The organism is Truepera sp. (assembly GCA_032027045.1).
Taxonomy (GTDB): Bacteria; Deinococcota; Deinococci; order Deinococcales; family Trueperaceae; genus JAAYYF01.
In genome coordinates this window covers 1,092,037-1,114,584 of the sequence record JAVSMU010000001.1, presented here as the reverse complement: position 1 = coordinate 1,114,584, position 22,548 = coordinate 1,092,037, and the positions used below count along the sequence as shown (strand labels likewise).

The following is a 22,548-nucleotide window of genomic DNA, read 5'->3' as shown; positions in this document are numbered from 1 at the left end:
CGACTGGCGCCCGCCCATCTACCCAGTCAGTTGAGGCCGGGCGCGATCAAGCGAATGCGGTCAGGCCGGGCGCATTCAAGCGGGCACGATCACAGCGGGCGCGGCCCCGAGGACCGCGCCCGCCTCGCTCGGATCCTGTCTTGCGGGGCTCAGGGAACCGTGAGGAGGAACTGTCGCAGGAGGGCGTCGCCGTAAGACACCACCGCTCGCCACTCGCCGGGCCGCAGGGGCACGTCGGCGGGCAGCTCGAACACCGCCTTGGCGGCGCCCGGTTCCACGCGAACGCTTTCCGAGGCGGCCTCGCGCCCGTCGGGCCCCAGCCACTGCACCGCCAACCAGCCGGCGGCAGGCACGTCGAGCACCTCCAACTCGAGGCGTGGCCGACCATCGTCGTTCAGGGCCAGGGAGCTGTCGCCGCTCAGCCGCGTGGGGTGCGGTGCGGGCAGCCCATCGTCCGGCACCAACGGGATGTAGAGGGGGCTGCAGGCGACCACCACGACGAGGGTGCCGATGGCGAGAGCCAGCGTCCTCGCGGGGTGAGCCCTAGCGCGAGGATTCAAGGGCCTCGCCCTCCCGAACCGGCTCACGGGCGTTGTCCTCCCGGCCAGGCTCCGGGGCCTCCACCTCGCGAGCCGACTCACCGGCCTCGCGCAACAGCGCAACCGCCGCCAGAGCAACCGGTGCCGTCTCGGCGCGCAGGATGCGCGGACCGAGGCTCGCGGCAACGGCTCCCCGGTCGACCAACTCCATGACCTCGCTGGCGGCCAGGCCGCCCTCCGGGCCCGTGACGAGCGTCAAGCGTTCGCGGGCCCCAGGCGTCCCCAGCGCGGCGCTCAACGCCAGCGGCGCGCGGGGGTCGGCCACGATGGCGACCCCCTCCCACTCGAGGCGACCCAACTGCACGGGTCCCTCGATGCTCGGCACGCGCGCCCGCTCGCTCTGCCTGGCGGCCTCCGCCGCCACGTGCTGAAGCCGCTGACGCTTCGCCACCGACAGCGAAGTCACGTCGGCGTGGCGGGTCTGGAGCAGCACGAAGCGGTCCGCGCCCAGCTCGGTGCACTGCCTCACCACGCCGGCCAGCTTGTCGCCCTTGAGCAGCGCGACGGCCACCGTCACCGTCAAGCCCGGTTCGGCACGGCTATGGCGGGGTTCACCCAGTTCGAGCACGACGCCGCCCTTGTCGGCGGCCGTGACGCGGCCCTCGGCCACGCTCCCGCGCCCGTCGAACGCCTCCACGGGCGCCCCCGGAACCAGCCTGAGCACGTCTCTCAAGTGATGCGCCTCGGACCCCCTCAGCACCACCTCGCCGGTGCGCAACTCAGTCACGAGCACCCGGGTGAGCCTCACCGCGGCCCCTCAACCTCGTACTCGAGCAGCAACCAGTCGCCCGCCCGGTCCTCCCCCACCAGTTCGGCGGACGGCGGCGCGGCCTCTTCCACCAGCTGCCTGCGCTGGGCCAAGATGCCGCTGAGGATCAGACGGCCGCCTGCCACGACCCTGCTCACGTAGGTGGGGAACAGGCTCCGGTGAAGCTCGGCGTAGAGGTTGGCCACGACCACGTCGAAGTGCCCGGGCAAGCCGGGCGTGTCCAGCGTGCCAGGCGCGAACCGGGCCCGTGAGGAGTTGCGCGCCGCGTTCTCCCTCGCCACGCCGATCGTGGCCACGTCGTTGTCGACCCCGTAGGCGTGCTCCGCCCCCAGCCGATCTGCGGCTATCGCCAGCAGGCCGCTGCCCGCACCGACGTCGAGCACGCTCTTCCCCGCGAGGTCCAGGCGCGTGAGGGCCGTCAGGGCCATGGCCGTGGTCTCGTGGTGCCCGGTGCCGAAGGCGGAGCCGGGATCGAGCCACAAGGCCAGCTCGCCCGCCACCAGCTCTACCCGGCTATGGCTCGGCGCCACCACCAGCCGCCCGAAGCGCACCGGCCCGAGGCCCGCCTGGTACCTAGCGACGTAATCCACGTCCGGCAGCTCCAACCACTCTCCGGGTACGGGCAGGGCTCGCTTCTCCTCGAAGTAAGCCAGTAAGGCGAGGCCACCCGGGCCCTCCTCCTCCTGAACGCCGAGGCACCCCAGGTCCCACAGCGCCGCCAGTTCCACCGCCTCGCCCGTCAGGCCCTCGATCCTGTAGACGTTCAAGCGGGCACCTTGGCGGGCGCCAAGCGCGCGTCGCGCGTGACGATCTCGAAGCCGAGGCGCTCGCCCTCGAGGAGGTAGAACTCGATGTCGGCTGAGCGCGTGCCGTTCCCCAGGCTGCGGCGGGAGTACTCCCCGGTGGCGGTGAGGATCATCGTCTCCGCCAGGCAGGCGGGGACGTTGCCGTCGCCGAAACGCAGGTCGATGCGGCTGCGCATGCTGCCGGGCGGCTTGACGACCCCGCCAGGCACGAGCTCCACCCCTGGAACCTCGCGCACGCTCTCGTCGGCGTCAACGGGCCGGCCGAGGTCGTAGATCCAGGCGCCAGGCTTCACGTGGTGCGCGAATATCACGGGGTTGGGGTCCGAGGTGGCGGTGAAGATGAGGTCGGAGCCCGCCACGGCGTCCACGTCGGTGGTCGCCAGGATGCGGGTGTGCGGGTACTTCTTACGGAGGCTGTCGGCCGAGCGGTTGAGGCGCTCGCGGTCACGGCCCACCAGCAGCAGCTCACCTACCTCGGGGGCCACCATCCGAGCGACCCCGAACGCCACCACCCCGTTGGCCCCGACCACGGCTGCGCTGGCGCTCTTGAGGCTGCCGCCCTGCGCCTTGAAGCGGCGCAGGAGGCCGGGAACCGCGGCCTTCACGGTGGCGGCCGTATAGGCGCCGCCGTTGGTGACCACGATCTCGGGCACCGCCTCCTGCACGGCCGCGCCCTTCTCCCCCACCGTGGACCACAGGGCTCCGAGCCCCACCACCTCGGCGCCCAGGCGGTGAGCGAAGCGGGCCCCCTGGATGGCGATGCGCAGCGCGTCGTCGGGGTTGGTGCGGAACTGATCGGGCATCAGGGGCGCCGAGATGAGCAGGACCCTGAGCTTGCGGCCGTCCGTCAGCTCGATGCCCTCTATGACGCCGTGGAACTGCGGCCTGATGTTGAGGAAGAGCCGCTTGAGCCACCGTTCAGGCACGATGCCCGGACGCACGAGCGCCTCGACCACCCAGCGCAGCCAGCGGCTGGACCGCGGCTGCCATACGTCGTCGTAGGTGAGGGGGTGAACCATGAATGCGCACAGCACGGTGTTGGCATCGAGGCCGCGAACGGGCGGTGGCGCGCCGAGGCGCGCCTCGGTGCCGTCCCTGATCCGCATGAGCGCGGCCTTGTGGCGCCAGAGAAGGACCAGGGCGGTGGCAAGCACCGCCACAGCGGGGCCCCAGTCCAGCAGGCCGAGCGCGGCGGCCAGCAGTCCGAACCCGGCCAGGGCGCCAAGTCCGGCGACACTGGCGAGGGCGACGAACCCGCTGAGTGCGAGCACCGTCGAGTAGACGGCCACCGCGCCGGTAGGCAGCCAGAACGGCAGCACGCCCAAACCGAACAGTGCCGCAAGCGCGCCGACCACGACGCCGTTGCCGCGCCCTCGCGGCACGGCGGCCAACCGCCTGATGGGCAGCGGATGCAGGTGGCCGAGCAGTACGCCGAGGAACGCGGCCCCGGCCGCCGTGGCGAAGTCCGTCGGGGCAACGGCTGACAGGCCGGTGAAGCTGCCAAGCCCAGTCAATGACCAAGGGTTCGTGACCCTCAGTCCCATGAGCGGGTCGAACATCAGGCTGGTCGCGCCGCCGGCCGCGGCCATCACGAACGCCCCGAGGATGACTCCGAGCGCGCCCTTGAGGATGTCGAGCACGAAGGAACTCACGGCCACCCAGGGGCCGACGAGCTTGTAGACGTTCTCCACGCCCAGGAGATGCGGGTTGACGTCGCGCGGGTCGAAGCCGGAAGCCGCCTGCACCAACCACGCGCCAAGCGGCAGCGAGCCCACCAGGTATGCCGTCAACAGCGGTAAGACCCATGTGCTCAGCAGCTCCATCAGGGCCCCATTCTATCCGCCGCCGACCTCCCACGGGCCCTCCGGGGGTGCCTCCGGGCTCCGGGCTCCGGGTAAGATGCCGGGGTGGAAGGCCGCACACCGCCGCACAACCTAGAGGCAGAACAGAGCGTCCTGGGCAGCATCCTGCTGGACAACGAGGCCTATGGGAACCTCGAGGGGACGCTTCAAGCCGAACAGTTCTACAAGGAAGCACACCGCAAGGTCTTCCTGGCCCTCGAGAGGCTCCACCGGCGCGGCGAGCCCATGGACCTGGTGACCCTGACCGAGGAGCTCCGGCAGTCCGGCGACCTCGAGGGCGTGGGTTCCGTGGCGTACGTGGTCGGCCTCGCCGACTCCGTCCCCACGGCGGCGTACGCGGAGAGTTACGCCCGGATCGTCAAGGAGAAGGCCACGCTGCGCGACCTGATCAGCGCCGGCGGGCGCATCATGCAGGCGGCCTACGACCAGGCGGGGCCACTTGAAGAGGTGCTCGACACGGCCGAGAAGGCCATCTTCGACCTCACCACCCGCAAGCGCCGCAGCAACTTCGCCGGCATGCGAACCCTCGTCACCGAGACCTTCCAGGACATCAACGAACGCTTCGCGAACCCGAACCCCGTCTCGGGGCTCCGTGCCGGCTTCCGCGAACTCGACGGCCTGACCGGCGGCTTGCAACCTTCCAGCCTGAACGTCCTGGCCGCCCGCCCGTCCATGGGCAAGACGGCGCTGGCCCTCACGATCGGCCTCAACGCCGCCCTCAAGGAGGGCGCCTCCGTTGGCATCTTCTCCCTGGAGATGTCGGGGGTGCAGCTCGTGCAGCGCATGTTGTGCGCGGAGGCGCGGGTCGACATGTCGCGCGTGCGCTCCGGCCAACTCTCCGACCGCGACTTCCAACGCCTCGCCGACACCGCCGGGCGGCTGTCGGAAGCCAAGATGTACATCGATGACCACGCCGACCTGACCGTGATGGAGCTGCGCTCCAGGGCGCGCCGCCTGCAGGCGGAGCACGGCCTCGACCTGCTGATCATCGACTACCTCCAACTCATGTCCGGCAGCGCCCGCAGCGCGAGCGAGAACCGGCAGCAGGAGATCTCTGCCATCTCGCGCGGCCTCAAGGGCCTCGCCCGCGAGCTCGAGGTGCCGGTGCTCGTCCTGTCCCAGCTCTCGCGCGCCGTCGAGGCCCGCCCCAACAAGCGCCCCATGCTCTCGGACCTGCGCGAGTCCGGCGCCATCGAACAGGACGCCGACCTCGTGATGTTCATCTACCGCGACGAGTACTACGATCCCCACAGCGAGAAGCACGGGATCGCCGAGATCATCATCGGCAAGCAGCGCAACGGCCCCACCGGCAGCCTCGAGCTGCAGTTCCACAACGCGCACGTGCGCTTCAACGACCTCGCCAAGGGCCCTCACTGAGCGGCCCGCAACGGTAGGCGCCCGCTTCCCTCATGAGCGATGCAAGATTCCTTACACGAGCCGCTCACGAACGACTCATCGGCGGTTGCCGTGGTGGACGCGATACTGGCACGCAGGCGGGTCGTTGGGGGTAGCGGCTCAGAAGGCATTTTTCACGTGGTGGCGCGAAGCGCCCGTGATAGACTCCCCCAGATTTACGAGGAGGAGACGCTTATGGTCTCATTGCGCGAGCGGATGTCCCGCTTGCTAAGTCCCAAGATCGAGGCAGTAGGGCTCGAGGTCGGGACCAGTGCGCTGAAGGTGGTGGAGCTTCGCGCCGGCAACCCGCCCACTTTGGGTGCTCTGGCTGTGCGGCCGATGCCTCCCGGCCTCGTCACCGAGGACGAAGTCACCGATCCGCAAGGCCTAGCTGAAGAGATCAAGGCGCTCTTCCACGAAGCCGGGATCCAGAAGCGCTTCACGGTCACGGCCGTCAGCAACCGTCAGGCGATCACGCGTAACATCCACGTGCCGCGCATGACGGTCGCCGAACTCGACGAGGCGATCCGCTGGGAAGCAGAGCGCTACATCCCTTTCCCCATCGACGAGGTGGTCCTCGACTACTTCGTCCTCGACAACCCGGAGGACGTCGAAGAAGGCGGCCAGCTGGAGGTCGTGATCGCGGCGGCCCGCCTCGACGAGGTCTCGCAGCAGGTCGAGTACCTGAAACAAGCCGGCCTCGAACCGCACGTGATCGACGTCAAGCCGTTCTCCCTCCTGCGGGCGCTGCGCGGCTCGCTCCACGGGGAGCACCTCACGAAACAGACGCTCTCGGGCCAGAACTTCACCGAGGCCAACGAGATCGGCGTCGTGCTCGAGATCGCCGCCAGCACCTCGACCATCACGCTCGTGCGCGGCCAACGCGTGCTCATGAACCGCAACATCAACGTCAGCGGGGATGACTTCACGACCGCCGTCCAGCGCGCCTTCGGCCTCGATTTCGACGCGGCCGAGGACGTGAAGACCGAATACGGCACGGCCACCATCCCCACCGAGGACGAGGAAGACCTCCTCAACTTCGACGTCAAGCGCGAACAGTTCTCGGCTCCCAGGGTCTACGAGGCCCTGCGCCCCGTGCTCGTCGAGCTGACCACGGAGATCCGCCGGTCACTCGAGTTCTTCCGCGTGCAGTCCGGCGACGCCACGATCAGCCGCATGCTGGTCACCGGCGGCGGCGCCAAGCTGCGGGGCTTACCCGAGGCCATCGGCGACGCCCTGGGCATCAAGGTCGAGCTCGGCGACCCATGGCTGAGCGTCACGGTGGACGAGGGCCGCTTCGATGCGCACTACCTCAAGAAGGTGGCGGCGGAGTTCGCGGTGCCCCTCGGCCTCGCCCTGAGGGGGGTGGCGGGCCTTGATTAACATCAACCTACTTCCCAAGAACCTTCGCCGCGTACGCGAGCCCGGCTACTGGCGACTGTTGGCGGTCGCCTTCCCCCTGCTCGTCTTGGTGGTCGCCGGCATCATGCAGTACTCGGCCAACACCACGGCCAACAACCTGGCCAGGGAGAAGCTGGCCCGCGAGGACCAGCTCGCCCTGCTGCAGCCGTTCCTCCGCGAGCAGCGCGACCTGTTGTCAAGGCAGCAGCAACTCAACCAGCTCATCTCCGTGGCGCGCTCCGTGCGCGAGAACACCATCGTCTGGTCGGGCGAGATAGCGGGGTTGCTCGAGACACTGCCGGTGGGCGGGGGCACGCGGCCCGATATCGACTTCCGCTCGCTCTCGATGCAGAGCGTCACGAGGCCGAGCCCCGATCCACAGCGTTACGAGGGCAAGCCGGTGTCCGCCGAGATGACGGTGTCGGGCACGGTCGTCAATCCGGAGGTGCTGGCCGAGTTCATCAGGGCCCTGGAGCACAGCGCCAACTACGGTGTGGTGTTCCAGAACGCGCAGCGCGATAGCGACAAGGGCCTCTACCAGTACTCGCTGACCGTCGGCGCCCTGCAAGAGGGTGCCCAATGAGCCGCTCGTTCGATATCCGCAAGCTGAGGCAGCGCGACTGGGCCATCATCTTCCTCGTCCTGTCGATCCTGGCGGCGGTGGTCTGGTACTTCTACCTCTACTCGCCAACCCAGGACCGCATCGCGACGCTCGAGACGAACATCACCCAGCTGGACGCCGACATAAGGCGCGGCGAAGACGCCAGGCGCAACCTGCCCAACCTGCGCTTGGCGGTCTCGGAGCTGGAGGCCGACCGCCGCGACTTCCTGGCTCAGTTGCCGCGTGAAAGCGACATCGCGGGCCTCATAGACTCCTTGCGCACCAACGCGCTGGAGTCCGACGTCGCCATCCAGTCGTTCAGCCAGGGATCGGCCCAGGAGCAAGTACAAGACGTGCGGCCCATCGGCTTCAACATCGCCACCCAAGGCACCTACGCCGAGACCATGGCGTACCTCGACCGGCTCGAGGCCATGCAGCGCTTCGCCAAGATCGGAAGCGTCTCGTTGGACATCGAAGACAACACGTCGAGCGACCCCAACCTCAACGCCGCCTTCTCGTTCACCGTCTACGTGTACACCGGTAGCGATCCAGGGGAGCAGTAGGCCATGTCTCTTTCTAGAACCGCACGCATCCTGATCGCCCTCCTGCTGGTCGCCGCGGCCGCGTTCTTCTGGGTCAACTTCCTCAGCCAGCCCGAGACGCCGACGCCCGTGAGCGCGCAGTCCAGCACGCCAAGCGCGCAACCCGGCGTGCCGACTCCATCACCCGCCACCAGCGAGGCCGGTGAGGCAGCGGCGCCCGGCGCCGCTGGCCAAGCTCCAGCCGGGACCGAGGACGCCGCCGCGGCGGGCGCCGCCGAGGGCGGTGCGGCAGGGGCCTCCGGCGCGACCGTCACCACGACCCCCGGCGCCGCGCCGGGCGTGGTCACCGCGCCGGCCGTGGTCACCCCGCCAACCGTCGTGCTCCGCGACCTCGTCGTGGACGACCTGCCCTTCCTCGTCACCTCGCCGCCCGTGGCCGAGACGCCCGAGGCGGAAGCCGAGGGTACCGGCGCCACGCGCCCGCAGGGGAGCCGCCGCGGCAGCATCAACCCGTTCTCCCCCGTCGTCGTGCAGGCGCCGCCCGCACCGCCGGCTCAACCCGTGGCAGCGGCCCCGGCCGAACCCGGGAGCCTGGCCGCGGCGCCGAGCGAGGAGCCGACAGTCGTGGTAGTGAACTCGGACGGTACCCCGCAGGCAGGCGCCACAACGGCGGAAGCGGGCACCTCGCCCACCACGGCGCCCGGCGCTACTACCGCCAAGCCGGTTCAGGCGCCCGCGCCCCGCGCGTTGGCTCCCGCACCGACCCGCGCCTCCGACCTACCGCGGCCCCTGCCCAGCGGCACCTTGCCGATCACGCCCGACATCTTGCGTGACGCGCGCACGGCGCCGACCACGCCGTCGGGCCCGGCGAACCTGGCCGACGTGGCGGCCGTCAGGCTGCCCCCGGACAGTGCACCTTCCGCGCTTCCCGCCTCGGGCAGCGAGGCGAGCACTACCGTTGCGCCGACCGGAGTAGACGTGCTCGGACCCGGCCAGCCGACCGCCGAGTCGGTCAGCAAGCCGAGCGCTCCCACGCTTCCGCTGGTGGTAGGCGCGGACGCTCTCAGCAGGTACTTGCGCGACAACGACGTGCGCTTCACGGGCACCGCACTGGGTCCATTGAGCGTCGGAGTGTTCCGCTCCAAGCAGTTCGACCAGCCGGTCGTCCTGACCCTCGGTCAGTCCCTGCCGGAAACCGAGATCGTGCTTGCTGACCTGCGCGGCTACGAAGCTAAGTTCTCGCTGGGCGACAACACCCAGGTGCTCTCCTTGGATATCAGGCGGTGATCATGAAGCGAACCTTCCTCCTTCTTACCCTCCTCGCGACTCTGGCGATCGCGACAGCACAGGGAACCCTTACGCCCCTGCCGGACGACGCGCGCTACGACGCGCCGGTGGAGTTCAGCACGGGCACCAACGGCGAGCAACTGTCGGTCATGATCACGGCGTTGGCCAAGGCCATCGGGCTCACGGCCGTGACCGACGACGTGCCCGACTCGACCATCGTCTACGACATAGGCGATCCGAAGCCCTTCCGCCAGGTGTGGAACCTCGTCCTCACCCTCAACGACCTCGATTACGTCCTCCTCGACAACGACCTCGTGGTCGTGGGGCCGCCCGCGTCCGTCAACAAGCTGCGGGCCCCGGCGACCGCCGAGGCCGTGGGCGAGGCGCCTGCCCCGGCGGAGGCCCCCGCGGCCGTCCCCACGGAGCAGCGTTTCTACCGCGTCAACTCCGACCCGGCGCAGGTCGTCCAGATCCTGACGCAGGCGATCCCGGGCCTCGACGCCCAGGGCCTGCCCGGAGTCAACAGCGTGATGGTGGTCGGCACCGAGGCCGAGCATGACCGCGTGACCAGGCTCCTCGAGCAGTTCGACACGGCGGCCGAGCAGGTGCAGCTGGAGCAGCGCACCTACTTCCTCAACAACGCGGTCGCGACCGACCTGGCCACCGTCTTGCAATCGACCAACCTGGTGACTACCGCCGCCGACGGCACCAGCGCCCCCACAGCAGAGTTCACCGTAGTGGCGGAGCCCCGCGCCAACGCCCTGATAGTCACGGGCTCGCGCGCGGTGCAGGCGCGCTTCGCGGAACTGATCCCGCAGCTCGACGAGGCCCGTAAGCAGGTCAACGTCCAGGTGCGCATCCAGGAAGTCGCGCACAGCATCACCTACGACCTGGGACTCGACCTCACGGGTGGCTTCGGCCAGCTGTCGGCGAGCATCCTCGACACCGGCCTGAACTTCATCTTCGACACTGCCGCGGCAGTCTCCTCCTTCAACATCTCGGCGGTGCTCGACGCCCTCGAGACACAGGGCCTCTCGCGGCGCGTGGACGACGGCAACGTGACGGTCCTCGACAACCAGAAGGGGCGCATCCAATCGGGCGGCACCATCTTCATCAGCATCCCGGGCGCCAGCGAGAACATCGAGCGCGAGATCCCCTACGGCGTGCAGCTCGACATCACTCCGAGAGTGGCCAACGACGGCAGCGTCACGCTGACCATCGAGGCGAAGGTCGAGGACGTGCTCTCCAAGACCAACGACCCGAGCTTCCTCAACCTCTCGAACCGCTCCGTCACCTCGACCATCAACCTGAAGCCAGGGCAAACGGCGCTGCTGGGCGGCCTCATGCAGAACCAGCTCACGCTCACGAAGAAGCGCGTCCCGCTGCTCGGCTACATCCCGGTCATCGGCGAGCTCTTCGGCTCCACCACTTCCGAGGACACGACCACCGACCTGCTCCTGATCGTCACCGCGCAGGTGGTCGACTGAGCGTCGGCTGAAGCTTCGCTTTACCGCCTGGGCGCCAGGTCCTTTCGGGCCTGGCGCCTTCTCGTCGCTCCTGGCGGGGCAACGGCAGACGGGCGTCCGGTGACCGCCGCCCGCGCCCGCTCGTGAGCGCGACTCCAGCGTGCGGGCGGCAGCAAACCGGGCATCCGGCCGGCCGACGAACCGCCGTTTGCCCCCACCTGCACGCGATTGCGCGCGTGCTACGCTTAGCGGATGCTCAGGTACTTAAGCGCCGGTGAGTCACACGGCCCCGCCTTGACGGTCCTCCTCGACGGCGTCCCGGCCGGCCTTCCCCTCGTGGCCGCGGAACACATCGACCCCTGGTTGCGGCGCCGCCAGGGCGGCTATGGCCGCGGGCAACGCATGATCATCGAGCAGGACCGCGCCACCTTCAAGGGCGGTGTGCGCGCCGGCCGCACCACGGGCGCGCCCCTCGCCATGGAGATCCTCAACCGCGACTGGGCCAACTGGCAAGACGTCATGGCGCCCGAGCCGGGCAACGAGCCACGCAAGCGCGCCCTCACGCAACCCCGCCCGGGGCATGCGGACTTATCGGGCGGCATCAAGTACGGCCACAAGGACCTGCGCGACGTGCTCGAGCGGGCGTCCGCGCGTGAGACCGCGTCTCGCGTGGCCGCCGGCGCGGTGGCCATACGGCTGCTGGAGGAGCTCGGCATAGACGCCTGCGCCCGCGTCATGAGCCTTGGCGGCGTCGACTGCAGCGGTGACATGGACTGGGACCGCCTGTCCGACCTGGACGCCAGCCCGCTGCGCTCGTTCGACTCGGGCGCCGAGGAGCGCATCATCGACCTGATCGACGCCGCCAAGGAGCGCGGGGACACGCTGGGCGGGGTGGTGGAGGCCCGGTTCCGAGGCGTCCCCGTGGGCCTCGGCAGCTTCACCCAGTGGGACCGCAAGCTGGATGGCCGGTTGGCGCAGGCGGTCATGAGCATCCACGCCATCAAGGGCATGGAGATCGGTGAAGGTTGGCGCGCCGCCACCATCCCAGGCAGCCAGGTGCACGACGCCATCGTGGGCGGCGCCGAACGTTACGGCCGCGCCTCCAACCGCTCGGGCGGCCTGGAGGGCGGCATGAGCAACGGCGAGGAGCTCGTCGTGCGCGCCGCCATGAAGCCGATCGCCACCCTCATGCGACCGTTGGCAACGGTCGACGTGGTGACTCACGAGGTCGCCGACGCCGCCCGCGAACGCTCGGACGTCACGGCCGTGCCGGCCGCCTCCATCGTGGTGCTCGCCATGGCCGCGCTCACGCTCGCCAACGCCGTCATGGAGAAGTTCGGCGGCGATACCCTGAGCGAGCTCAGCGAGCGCATGAGCGCCCACCGCGCCTACGCGGCGGCTTTCTGAGTCGCGAGCCGGCCTCATGTCTCCCCGCCACCGTCACCTCCCACCCGAGCGGGTGGTCACTTGGTTGGCCATGGCCGGGTTCATGGGTACCGGCAAGAGCCGCATCGGCTGGGAGCTATCGCGGCGACTACAGTTGACCTTCATCGACACCGACCGCGTCATCGAGCGCGTGAGTTGCCTGCGCATCGCGGACCTCTTCGAGCTGTACGGGGAGGCCGTCTTCCGCGACTACGAGACGGAGGTCGTGCGCCGCTCCGTCAGGCTGGACGAGGTCGTGGTGTCGACGGGAGGCGGCACGGTCGTGAGGCCCGAGAACCGCGCCATGCTCCGCGCGCGCGGACCGGTGATCGTCCTCACGGCCAGCGCCGAGACCGTCCTGCGCCGCACGCGCCGCCACCGCCGCGTGCTGCTGGAGCACGAGGACCCACTCGCGCGTATAACCGAGCTCATGGCCGCGCGCGCCGAGGCCTACGACGAGGTGGCCTCCTTCAAGGTCTCGACGGACGGTCGCCCGTCCACGGAGGTCGTCGAGGAGATCGTAGAGCGGCTGGTGGCCTGGAAACAAGACCAGGACGCGGCGGCCGGCCATGACGATGGGGGCCGCGCATGAGCCGCGAGACGCCATCGTCGACGTCATCGTCGGCGTCATCATCTTCGTCCTCGTCGGCGTCTTCGTCGGTGAGCGGTCGGCGGTCCGGCAGGGTCGCCGTGCAGGTCGCGGTCGAGCCGCCCTATTCCGTCACCGTCGGCCCTGGTCTGTTGCAGGAGTTGCTGCCGGAGGCCGTCGTTCAGGAGCGCGTCGCGCTCATCACCGACGAGAACGTCGGCCGCGCCCACGGCCAGCGGGTCGTCGACGCCCTTACGGCGGCGGGCAAGTCCGTGCAGCTCCTCGTGGTGCCAGCCGGTGAGGGAAGCAAGTCGTTGGCACTCTACTCGTCGCTGCTACAGGACCTGGCCGCGGCCGGACTGCCTCGCGACGGCGCCGTCATCGCGTTGGGTGGCGGGGTCGTGGGCGACCTTGGCGGGTTCGTCGCCGCAACCTACATGCGCGGCGTCGCCTTCTACCAGGCCCCCACGTCGCTGTTGGCGATGGTCGACGCCAGCGTGGGCGGGAAGACCGGACTCGACCTGCCACAAGGCAAGAACCTCGTCGGGGCGTTCTGGCAACCTCGGGCGGTGGTGGCGGACGTCGCGACCCTGCGCACCCTCCCCCTGCGCGAGTTCCAACAGGGCACGGTGGAGGCCTTCAAGCACGGGCTGCTTGCCGCTCCCGACCTCCTGGGCGCCCTGGGGCGGGGCTGGGCGCCGGACGCGCCCGTAGAGCGCCTGACGGACGTGGTGGCGCGCTCGGCCGCGGTCAAGGCGGCCGTGGTCGCCAGCGACGAGCGCGAGCATGGTGCGCGCGCGCACCTCAACCTGGGCCACACGCTGGCCCACGCCCTGGAAGCTGCCAGCGGGCACGCCCTTGCACACGGCGACGCCGTGGCGTACGGCCTCGTCTACGCCGCCCTGGTGGGCCGCGGACGCGGTTACGCAGACCTGGTGGAACGCACGCTGGAGTTCTTGCGCTGGGTGGCTCCTGCTCCCCTGCCCCGCACGGACTTCGCCACCCTGTCGGCGTTCATGAGACGCGACAAGAAGGCGCTTGGCGGCCAACTGCGCATGGTGCTCCTCGAGAACGTGGGCCGACCCGTGATCGTCTCCGACCTTAGTGACTTAGAACTCGAGGCCGCCTGGGCCCAACTGGAGGCAGACCTGTGATCCTCGTACTCAACGGACCCAACCTGAACCTGCTCGGAAGCCGCGAGCCCGACGTCTACGGCAGCTTCACTCTGGAGGACGTGGACCGCTCGTGCCGGCAGGCCGCCTCCGAGCTGGGGACGTCGGCCACGTGCCGGCAGAGCAACCACGAGGGCCAGCTCATCGACTGGCTCCACGGCGCGCGCGCCGACGGGGCGACCGGCATCGTCTTGAACCCCGGCGGCTACACGCACACCAGCGTCGCCCTGCGCGACGCGATCAAGGCCATCGACCTTCCGGTCGTCGAGGTCCACCTGAGCAACACCGCGGCGCGCGAGGAGTTCCGCCACCGCAGCCTCGTGGCGGCCGCGTGTGCGGGCAGCATAATCGGGCTGGGCTTGGCCGGCTACCGCCTGGCCGTCCGCTTCCTCGCAGAGCTGGAGCCCGGCGCGGCCTGAGCCGGTCAACCTCGAAGGAAGTTGGCCGCCTGATCGCTCTCCATGGGCGGTAGGTCCGCCAGCGAAGCCAGGCCGAACTCGAGCAGGAACCGCTCGGTGGTGGCGTAGAGCATGGGCCGCCCGACCACCTCGCGCTGGCCGACGATCTTGATGAGTTCGCGCTCCTGGAGCGTCTCCAGCGTCGAGGAGCAAGACGCGCCCCTGGCGGCCTCCAACTCCCCTCGCGTCACGGGCTGGTGGTACGCCACGAGGGCGAGAGTTTCGAGGGCAGCCTGGCTGAGCCGCGGCAGCGGCGCCGGCGACAGCAGCGTGGCAAGCGCGGGGACCAGCACGGAGTCGACGACGAGGCGATAGCCTCCCGCGACGTGCTCCACGACTATCCCCAGCCCGGCCTCGGCCAACGTGGTCCGCAGCGCTGCCACCTCACGCTCGACGGCGTCCGCGCTGACGCCGAGCAAGGACTCGAGTTCCCTCCCGGCGACCGGCCGGCCACTGGCCAGGAGCGCGGCGCAAAGGAGTGCCCGGGTCGTGTCTTGGGTGCTCGTCACGCCGTATCGTTTCAGCCTCCTCCACTCGTGTCAAGGCGAGCGCCTCGGCGCGGTTCAGGGCCGCCACCGCACCACCAGCTCGGGCTCGAGCTGCAGCACGAGCTGCGCCGCCCGCGCGGGCTCGGCGGCGCCTAGCCGAGCGACCAGGTGAACGGTGCCGGGCCCGACCTCGCTCACGCTCACCCGCGCGGGCACCCCGTGGCGCGGCCAGGGCCCCAACTCCTTGGGCGGTGGCCAACCGCCGCCAACCAGCTCCGCGGCGGCCAGACCAAGGGCGCCTTGCAAGGCGGCGCCCTCGGTCGTCGCCCGGGCGGCGCTACGGGCCGCCATGGCGCCTAGCGTGGTGGCGAACACGGCGGCGAAGATGAGAGCCGCCACCAGCAGCATGGCGCCCAGCACCGCCACCAGCACGAAGCCCCGCTTCTCGAAGCTCACGGCAAGGCCCCGACGCTGACGAGGGGCCGCGACGGCAGCTCGACGACGAACTCCCGTACTACGTCGGCGACCACGACCTCCACCCCGAGCGCCGCCAGCCGCGAACCGTCGGCGGCGTAAGGTGGCAGGCGCACGCCTGCCGCATCGATCACCCAAGCCACGCGTAGGGCCTCCACCTGCTCGACGAGCGGTTGCTTGCTGGCGCCGCTCGGCCGCCGGTAGAGCTGCGCCTCGCCCCGCGCGTCGGTGCCGACCTCGAAGGTGAGGTCGCGCGGGACCAGGCCGGCGGCGCCGCGGTGATCCACCGCCCGCATGCCGATCGCGTGGCCCGGCCCTCGCGCCGTCAAGGTGAGGGCCGGCGCAAGCCAAGCCAGGGGGTCCGGCTCCACTCCGGGCAGGCCTACGGGCACTGGCCACGGCACGCTGCCGGCCAGGCGCAACTCCTCGCTCAGGAGCTCGGCGGCGAGGCGCAGCGCGGTGTTGGTGTCGGCCTTGGCTTCCAGCTCGGCGGAGTACTTCCTGCCCGCGGCCAACGACGGCCCGAGCAAGCCGAAGAGAATACCGCCCACGGCGAGTGCCACCAGCAGTTCGACCAGCGTGAAGCCGCCTCGCCCACTCACGGGGTGCGCTCCAAACTGGGGAACGTGGCGGAGCGAACCACGTACGCGGGGCCGAGCGGCCGCGAGACGCGTACCGTCAACGCTACGGCGGAGCAAGGACCGAGCGCGCCGGGTACGCAGGTGCGCTCCACTTCGCAGGCGAAGTCGGGGTTGGGCGGCGGCGTCAGGCACGCCCCACCCTGTGCGGAAGCCGCGACGCGCTGGAGGACGAGCTCGCTGGACGCCATGGCGGCCGCTGAGTGCAGAGCGTCGGAAGCGCGCTGCGCCTTGAGGGTCGCCTGCTGTAACCCCGCCAGCGCGCCCCCAACCGCAGCCAGGATGGCCAGCGCCACGAGCACCTCCACCAGCGTGAAGCCGGACCTCACGGCGCCTCCAGCCGCACGCGCCCGAGCGCCGAGACGATCACCCTGGCGCCGGCGCGACCGTCGGTGAGTTCGATGGTGCCCGATATCACCCCGCCTCCGTTGCAACTCCTGCCCGACCCGGTGGGCAACCAAACGAGGCCGCGTGGCAGGCCCGCGACCAGGCGCACGCCCGGATGCTCCGATAGCCGCACGCGAGTAAGCTCCGTGCCGCTTTCGCAGGGCCTCTCCCGGTCGGAGGCGGCGCTGACCACGAAGCCCGAGCGGTCCGGTAGCTCGATGATGCTGACGGGCAGGCCGCGCCACATGGCCTCGGTGCGCGCCCACAAGATGGCGGCCCGGACGCTGCGGGCGGCCCTCGCCGAGTGGCTCGGCCGGCCGAAGGCGTACGCCAGGGAGGCCAGGATGGCCAAGAGGGCGAGGGCGACGATCAGTTCGAGCAGGACCAGCCCCGAGCGGGGCGCGCGTGGCCTGCGCCCGGGGGTGGAGGTTGGCGTTCGGCCCATGGCGTCACCGTAGCCGTGGCCGCCTTCGGCGCAGCCGCGCGCTGGGTCCGAGCCCAACGGTTCTTGGTTCGTGCCTGGCCGTGCGCTACCCGGGTGCGGCGCTTCGGCTAGCGTCGACGCATGCTAGTGGCTCACTCGTCAGCCGGCAACCAGCCCGAGTTCGGCGGCGCGCCTCACAGCGCTCACCCGGTCACGGACGTCCAGCTTGCGGTAGACGTTCTCGAGGTAGTCCTTTACGGTCTCGGGGCTGATGCCGAGCTCCGCGGCTATGGCCTTGTTGCTGAGGCCGCGGGCCAGGGCGGCCAGCGCCTCCGCCTCTCGCGGCGTCAGTTCTGGCACCGACACCTCGGGCAGCCAGTCGCGCTCGGGGTCGGCGAGGATCTGGCGCAGCATGCGGGCGAGTTCTCGCGGGCTCGTCTCCTTGGACAGGTAGGCGGTGGCCCCCGCCGCCCGCGCCGCCAACACTACCGCCGGTTCCTCGAACGTGGTGAGCATGACGACCACCGGCGCGTCGGCCGCGCTGGTGATGATGGTGCACGCGTCTATGCCATCGAGCTCGGGCATGCGGACGTCGAGCACCACGACGTCCACGCCCGCGTGCCTGGCACGCTCCACGGCCTGGCGGCCGTTCTCGGCCTCGGCCACCACCTCGAACCCATCCGCCTTCAGCGCCAGGGCCAACCCCATGCGAAAGAGCGGGTGGTCGTCGGCTATGAGGACGCGCAAGGGAGCGTTGGCCGCGTCACCCTCGGCACCGTTCGATCGGTCGACCATCGCCTTCCCCCTTCCTCAGCCGCCGAAGTAGGCCAGCAGGGCCGTGCCGCTGCTGCCAGTGGCCTCGCACACGAGCCGGCCCCCGTGAGCCTCGAGCACCCGCCTGGCTATGAAGAGCCCCAGCCCGCCCGTGCCGCTGGCGTACTCCTTGCCGGCTATCTCGACGTTGCGGCCAACGAACGGCTGGGCCAGCTTCTCGAGTGGTGCGGGGAGTCCGGGACCGTCATCTTGCACCCTCACCATGGCGTTGAAGACCTCGATGTGAATGCTCGTGCGCGCATAACGCACGGCGTTGCTGAAGAGGTTGTAGAGTGCCCGCTCGGCTTCGCGCAGGTCCACGCGTGCGCGCCCGTCGCCGGTCACCGTGCACTCTATCCCTCGCTCCGCCGCGAGGGGAGCGAGGCGTTGCATCACGACCTCGGCGAGCTCGAGAAGGCTCGTGTCGCGGGGCGCGAGCGGCACGTCGGCACGCTCGAGCCGGTGAGCGTCCACCAGCTTCTGCACGAGGTCGATAAGCGCCTCCATCTCGCTGCCGATGCGCGCCACCAGCTCTACCCTGCTGGCACGTGGGAGCGCGTCGTCGTCGCGCACGACCGTAAGGAGGTTGTTGGCGGCTATGAGGGGCGTCTTCAGGTCGTGCATGAGGGCGGCCGTGAAGGCGTTGCGCCGGCTCTCCTGCAGCTCCACTTGGGCAAGGAGGGTGTTGAAGGAGCGTTTGAGGGCGACGACCTCGGGAGGGTCGTCCGGGCTCAGCGGAACGCGCGCGGCAGCGAGCCGCGAGGCGGCGCGCGGCAGCGCTTCCACTTCACGCGCGGCGCGGATGAGCGGTGCCAGCAGTTGGCCGGAGAGCACGTAGCCGACTAGCGCCGAGAGCACCACGACTCCCACCAACCAGAGCACGACCGGCCACCCGAGCACCGCGCCCGCGGCGCCACCTGGACCGCGGTAAACGGGCAATAGTGCCGTGACCACCAGGATCACGTTGGGCAGAGCGGATAGTAGCGCGATCACTAGGGCGACCTGCAGGCGCAGCCTGAGCGGTCCGCCGCGCCGCCGCGCCGGCTCTTGCTCGGAAACGCCGGTACTGCCGGCCGACCTGCTAGTCAACCGTCACTCCTCCGTGCTCAGCACCGCCAGGAAGGCCTCCTGCGGCACCTCGACCGTGCCGATCTGCTTCATGCGGGCCTTGCCTTTCTTCTGCTTCTCGAGAAGCTTCTTCTTGCGGGTTATGTCGCCACCGTAGCACTTCGCCAGCACGTCCTTGCGGAAGGCTTTCACCGTCGCACGCGCGAGGATCTTGCCCCCGATGGCCGCCTGCACCGGGATGGGGAACATCTGGCGGGGAATGACCTCGGCCATGCGGTCGACCATCTTCCGGCCGACCTCGTACGCCTTGTCGACGTGGGCGATGATGGAGAGGGCGTCCACCCGCTCCTCGTTCACCAGCACGTCGATCTTCACCAGGTCGCCCTCGCGGTAGCCGAGGAACTGGTAGTCCATCGAGGCGTAACCGCGCGACAACGACTTGAGGCGGTCGTGGAAGTCGTAGAGGATCTCGCCGAACGGCACCTCGTACCTGAGCTCGACACGGTGCCCGTGGTAGACGATGTCCTTCATCTCGCCGCGCTTCTCCTGGAGCAGGCCCATCGCGGGCCCCACGTACTCCTCCGGCAGGAACACCGACAGGTTCACGAAGGGTTCCGAGATCGACTCGAGCCGGTCGGGCGTGGGCAGCTCGCTTGGGTTCTGCACGTCGAAAGCCTGGCCGTCGGTGGTGACCACCTTGTAGACGACCCCGGGCGCGGTAGCTATGAGGGAGAGGTCGAACTCGCGCTCCAGGCGCGACTGGACGATGTCGGCGTGCAGCAGGCCCAGGAAGCCGCAGCGGAAGCCGAAGCCGAGTGCCTCGGACGTCTCCGGCTCGAACGAGAAGGCGGCGTCGTTGAGGCGCAGCTTCTCGAGCGCCTCGCGGAGTCGCCGGTAATCCTCGGTGTCCGTCGGGTAGAGGCCCGAGAACACGACCGGCATGGCGGGTTTGAAGCCGGGGATGGGCTGCTTGATTGGCCGTTCGGCGCTGGTGATGGTCTCCCCGATCTGCGTCTCGGAGATCTCCTTGATGCCGGCGGTGAACCAGCCCACCTCGCCCACGCCAAGTTGCGCCGCCACCGTGGGTTCGGGTCTGAAGAAGCCGACCTTGTCGACCTCCACGACGTTCTGGGTCGAGTAGATGAGCACTTGGTCCTTGGGCTTGATGGTGCCATCGAACACCCTGATGAACGCGATGACGCCCTGGTAGGCGTCGTACACCGCGTCGAAGACCAGGGCCCTAAGTGGCGCGTTGGGGTCGCCCTTAGGCGCGGGAAGGTGGGCCACCACGCCCTCGAGCACGGCCCGGACGTTCTCGCCCGTCTTGGCCGAGACGGCCACGGCGTGGTCGCCGGGCACGCCGATGATGTCCTCTAGTTCCTCTATCGCCGCCGGCACGTCGGCGGCCGGCAGGTCGATCTTGTTGATGACGGGCAGGATCTCCAGGCCGTTGTCTGAGGCGAGGTAGGCGTTCTGGATGGTCTGCGCCTCCACGCCCTGCGCGGCGTCTATCACCAGCAAGACGCCCTCGCAGGCCCTCAGGGCGCGGGAGACCTCGTAGTTGAAGTCGACGTGACCCGGCGTGTCGATGAGGTTGAACTGATAGGTGACGCCGTCGTCGGCCGTATAGAACAGGCGCATGGGGGTCGCCTTGATGGTGATGCCGCGCTCACGCTCCAACTCGAGGGAGTCGAGCATCTGATCACGGCGGCCGCGCTCGGAGACGCTCTGGGTGAGTTCGAGGATACGATCCGCCAGCGTCGACTTGCCGTGGTCGACGTGCGCGATGATCGAGAAGTTACGGATCTCCACCGGGCAAGTGTATCCCACCCCCCGGTGCTACTTCGTGCCGCCCTGCTGGGAATCATCCGGTTGAGGCTCCTCGCTGGGCTGGGTACCGGCGCCCGGTTCGGGCGGCGGGACAGGCGCCGCCGTGGCGCCCGCCGCGGAGGCCGCCCTCTTCGCCGCGAACGCGCGCTTGAGGAGGGCCGCCGCTTCCGCCGCCCGAACGCCGCCCCGAACCACGGGCACGCGCTTCCAGCCGGCCGCTGCCAGATCGACCACCCCGCCCAGGGCGCCCTCGCGCACGTTCGTCGCGCCGTAAACGAGCCCGGCGGCGTGGGTCTGCAACGTGGCCCCCAGGCACATCGGGCACGGCTCCAGCGTCACGTAAAGCGTGGCGCCCTCCAGACGCCAATCACCCACCGCCTTGGCCGCCGCCCTTAGTGCCAGCACCTCGGCGTGGGCCGTGGGGTCGCTCTCGCTCTCGCTTTGGTTGTGAGCCGCCGCCACGACCTTGCCGTCCACGACCACCACGGCGCCAACCGGCACTTCGCCCGAGCTCAGCGCGAGGCGGGCCTCCGCGAGCGCCAGGCCCATGAAGTGTTCGTCCGTGCCGAGCGGGCTGGCCTCGCCCTGGCGCCTCGCCAGGCCGCTGGAGCGGGCGGCGGCGCTTGGCGAGGCACCGCTGGGCGACTCACCGCTTGGCGAGGCACCGCCAGGCGAGGCAACGCCAGGCGAAGCGACGCCAGGCGAAGCGACGCCAGGCGAGGCGACGCCAACAGCGGCGGCCACACCTTCCACCCACAAGACCTCGTTGCCTTCGGCCAGGATGGTGAGCCCGTCCCGGTCGGAGCGGGGCACCTTGCGGTCGATCAGCAGGTCGCTCACGAGCTTGCTCCCGAAGGGCAGCCGGATGCGATCGCCTGCCAGCCGCCGCCGCAGGACCAGGTCCGGATGGCCCTCCAGGACGCTCGGCGACACCCCAACGGGTAGCTGCTCCGCCGAGGTCACCCTCACGGCCGTCGGGTCCGGGGCGCCTTCGGGCGCGCGCCCGAGCGAGAAGCGCCCGTACGCCACCGTGGCCGTCACTCCCCTGCCCACGTCGCGGCGCCAAGGCGGCGCGCTGGTACCCATCCGCGCCGAGCGAAGCACCGCGTCCTCGAGCGCGGACACCAGGCGGGCGCTGGCCGGCACGCCGAGGGCCCTTAGCCTGGCAGCGAGGCCCACACGTAGCACGGCGGCGGGCGCGGCGGCGAGGGCGGCCGCGTCCAGCGACTCGCCACCGCCGAAGCGCCGGCTCGCCTCGGCCTCCAGTGCCTCCCGAGCGGCGGCCAGCTCGCCCGCCGTGTGAGCCAGACGCCCGCTGACTCCCACGAAGCGCGCTTCGAGAGCCGGGATGACCTCGTGCCGCAACCAGGCGCGGTTCCGGGAGAGGTCGAGGTTCGTCGGGTCGTCGCGCCAGGGTTGTGACGCCTCGCGGAGGTAATCGCGCAGGGCCTCGCGCCTCTCGGTCAGTAGCGGGCGCGCCACCGCGCCCCGCCGCGCCGCCATGCCTGCCGGGAAAGCGGCGCCGCGCAGGAGTTGCAACAAGAACGTCTCGGCCTGGTCGTCGGCGGTATGAGCCACCACAATCACACCGCCCCCGGACTCGCGGAGCACGCGGTGGAGGAAGGCGTAACGCAGGCGCCGCGCGGCGTCCTCCAGGTTCCAGCCCTTGGCCTCGGCCACTCGCGCCACGTCCGCGCCGCCAAGCCTGAACGGTGCGCCCAACGACTCGCTGAGGGTCTCGACGAACGCCGCGTCCTCCCCCGATCCGGCGCGGAGCCGGTGATCGAAGTGCGCCACCACGAATGGTCGCTCCGCCGCCTTCAACAGCAGCGCCGCCGCGACGGAGTCGGCGCCACCCGAGACCGCGGCCACCAACGGAGTGCCGGAAGGCGCCAGGCCATCCAGTCGCGCCGTGAACCTCTCGAGCAGGCCCGCCGCCGGCGTCATGTGCCCCGCCGCCGCATGCCCCGCAAGCCTGAGGAAGCGCACCACGCGCGAAGTTCGACCACGCCACATACTACCGGCGGGCGCGTCGCCTGCCGGGCCGCGGCTCT

Annotated in this window: 23 protein-coding genes; 10 read left to right on the top strand and 13 right to left on the bottom strand. The window is 70.2% G+C overall.

Annotated elements, in window-relative coordinates:
* Nucleotides 1-149: 149 nt before the first annotated feature.
* The 4 genes from ROY82_05130 to ROY82_05115 are packed head-to-tail and all read right to left on the bottom strand — an operon-like array spanning nt 150 to nt 3,997.
* A complete protein-coding gene (locus tag ROY82_05130; protein MDT3681850.1) occupies nt 150-560 on the bottom strand; it encodes a hypothetical protein in 411 nt (136 codons plus the stop codon).
* Complete coding sequence (locus ROY82_05125; GenBank protein MDT3681849.1) at nt 544-1,347, bottom strand: RsmE family RNA methyltransferase; 804 nt, start codon at nt 1,345-1,347, stop codon at nt 544-546. Before ROY82_05125 ends, ROY82_05130 begins: the two co-directional genes overlap by 17 nt.
* The gene (locus ROY82_05120; protein ID MDT3681848.1) at nt 1,344-2,135 is read right to left on the bottom strand and encodes a 50S ribosomal protein L11 methyltransferase; all 792 of its coding nucleotides are present in this window, start codon (nt 2,133-2,135) and stop codon (nt 1,344-1,346) included. Before ROY82_05120 ends, ROY82_05125 begins: the two co-directional genes overlap by 4 nt.
* Entirely contained in the window at nt 2,132-3,997 is a 1,866-nt protein-coding gene (locus ROY82_05115) for a glycerol-3-phosphate acyltransferase (GenBank protein MDT3681847.1), read from the bottom strand. Before ROY82_05115 ends, ROY82_05120 begins: the two co-directional genes overlap by 4 nt.
* Before the next feature lie 84 nt (nt 3,998-4,081).
* Between ROY82_05115 and dnaB the strand changes: the two genes are divergently transcribed.
* From dnaB to aroQ, 10 genes are all read left to right on the top strand, one after another.
* Complete coding sequence (dnaB, locus tag ROY82_05110; GenBank protein ID MDT3681846.1) at nt 4,082-5,413, top strand: replicative DNA helicase; 1,332 nt, start codon at nt 4,082-4,084, stop codon at nt 5,411-5,413.
* Nucleotides 5,414-5,626: 213 nt separating this feature from the next.
* On the top strand, nt 5,627-6,814 hold the full coding sequence (gene pilM, locus ROY82_05105) for a type IV pilus assembly protein PilM (GenBank protein MDT3681845.1): 1,188 nt from the start codon (nt 5,627-5,629) through the stop codon (nt 6,812-6,814).
* Complete coding sequence (locus tag ROY82_05100; GenBank protein ID MDT3681844.1) at nt 6,807-7,415, top strand: hypothetical protein; 609 nt, start codon at nt 6,807-6,809, stop codon at nt 7,413-7,415. The genes pilM and ROY82_05100 overlap by 8 nt, the downstream gene beginning before the upstream one ends.
* Complete coding sequence (gene pilO, locus ROY82_05095) at nt 7,412-7,996, top strand: type 4a pilus biogenesis protein PilO (protein ID MDT3681843.1); 585 nt, start codon at nt 7,412-7,414, stop codon at nt 7,994-7,996. Before ROY82_05100 ends, pilO begins: the two co-directional genes overlap by 4 nt.
* A gap of 3 nt (nt 7,997-7,999) precedes the next feature.
* Entirely contained in the window at nt 8,000-9,262 is a 1,263-nt protein-coding gene (locus tag ROY82_05090) for a hypothetical protein (protein MDT3681842.1), read from the top strand.
* Between the two features lie 2 nt (nt 9,263-9,264).
* Entirely contained in the window at nt 9,265-10,749 is a 1,485-nt protein-coding gene (locus ROY82_05085) for a secretin N-terminal domain-containing protein (GenBank protein ID MDT3681841.1), read from the top strand.
* A gap of 231 nt (nt 10,750-10,980) precedes the next feature.
* Nucleotides 10,981-12,135 (top strand): chorismate synthase, encoded by a 1,155-nt coding sequence (gene aroC, locus ROY82_05080; protein ID MDT3681840.1) that lies wholly within the window; start codon nt 10,981-10,983, stop codon nt 12,133-12,135.
* Nucleotides 12,136-12,151: 16 nt separating this feature from the next.
* The gene (locus ROY82_05075) at nt 12,152-12,745 is read left to right on the top strand and encodes a shikimate kinase (protein ID MDT3681839.1); all 594 of its coding nucleotides are present in this window, start codon (nt 12,152-12,154) and stop codon (nt 12,743-12,745) included.
* Between the two features lie 98 nt (nt 12,746-12,843).
* Nucleotides 12,844-13,896: a 3-dehydroquinate synthase gene (gene aroB / locus ROY82_05070; protein ID MDT3681838.1), complete on the top strand. Its 1,053-nt coding sequence runs from the start codon at nt 12,844-12,846 to the stop codon at nt 13,894-13,896.
* Nucleotides 13,893-14,333, top strand: coding sequence for a type II 3-dehydroquinate dehydratase (gene aroQ / locus ROY82_05065; protein ID MDT3681837.1), 441 nt, complete (start codon nt 13,893-13,895; stop codon nt 14,331-14,333). Before aroB ends, aroQ begins: the two co-directional genes overlap by 4 nt.
* A 5-nt stretch (nt 14,334-14,338) precedes the next feature.
* On the opposite strand, the gene scpB is transcribed toward aroQ, so the two are convergent.
* The 9 genes from scpB to tilS all read right to left on the bottom strand — a co-directional run bounded on the left by scpB (nt 14,339) and on the right by tilS (nt 22,486).
* Nucleotides 14,339-14,881, bottom strand: a complete 543-nt coding sequence (scpB, locus tag ROY82_05060; GenBank protein MDT3681836.1) for an SMC-Scp complex subunit ScpB — start codon at nt 14,879-14,881, stop codon at nt 14,339-14,341.
* A 54-nt stretch (nt 14,882-14,935) separates the two neighbouring features.
* Complete coding sequence (locus ROY82_05055) at nt 14,936-15,316, bottom strand: hypothetical protein (protein MDT3681835.1); 381 nt, start codon at nt 15,314-15,316, stop codon at nt 14,936-14,938.
* On the bottom strand, nt 15,313-15,936 hold the full coding sequence (locus ROY82_05050) for a prepilin-type N-terminal cleavage/methylation domain-containing protein (GenBank protein ID MDT3681834.1): 624 nt from the start codon (nt 15,934-15,936) through the stop codon (nt 15,313-15,315). Before ROY82_05050 ends, ROY82_05055 begins: the two co-directional genes overlap by 4 nt.
* On the bottom strand, nt 15,933-16,301 hold the full coding sequence (locus ROY82_05045) for a prepilin-type N-terminal cleavage/methylation domain-containing protein (protein MDT3681833.1): 369 nt from the start codon (nt 16,299-16,301) through the stop codon (nt 15,933-15,935). The genes ROY82_05050 and ROY82_05045 overlap by 4 nt, the downstream gene beginning before the upstream one ends.
* The gene (locus ROY82_05040; GenBank protein MDT3681832.1) at nt 16,298-16,804 is read right to left on the bottom strand and encodes a GspH/FimT family protein; all 507 of its coding nucleotides are present in this window, start codon (nt 16,802-16,804) and stop codon (nt 16,298-16,300) included. The genes ROY82_05045 and ROY82_05040 overlap by 4 nt, the downstream gene beginning before the upstream one ends.
* A gap of 138 nt (nt 16,805-16,942) precedes the next feature.
* Entirely contained in the window at nt 16,943-17,578 is a 636-nt protein-coding gene (locus tag ROY82_05035; GenBank protein MDT3681831.1) for a response regulator transcription factor, read from the bottom strand.
* A 15-nt stretch (nt 17,579-17,593) separates the two neighbouring features.
* Nucleotides 17,594-18,685, bottom strand: a complete 1,092-nt coding sequence (locus ROY82_05030) for a HAMP domain-containing sensor histidine kinase (protein ID MDT3681830.1) — start codon at nt 18,683-18,685, stop codon at nt 17,594-17,596.
* 3 nt (nt 18,686-18,688) lie between these two features.
* Entirely contained in the window at nt 18,689-20,476 is a 1,788-nt protein-coding gene (lepA, locus tag ROY82_05025; protein ID MDT3681829.1) for a translation elongation factor 4, read from the bottom strand.
* 27 nt (nt 20,477-20,503) lie between these two features.
* On the bottom strand, nt 20,504-22,486 hold the full coding sequence (gene tilS / locus ROY82_05020; protein ID MDT3681828.1) for a tRNA lysidine(34) synthetase TilS: 1,983 nt from the start codon (nt 22,484-22,486) through the stop codon (nt 20,504-20,506).
* Between the last annotated feature and the right edge of the window lie 62 nt (nt 22,487-22,548).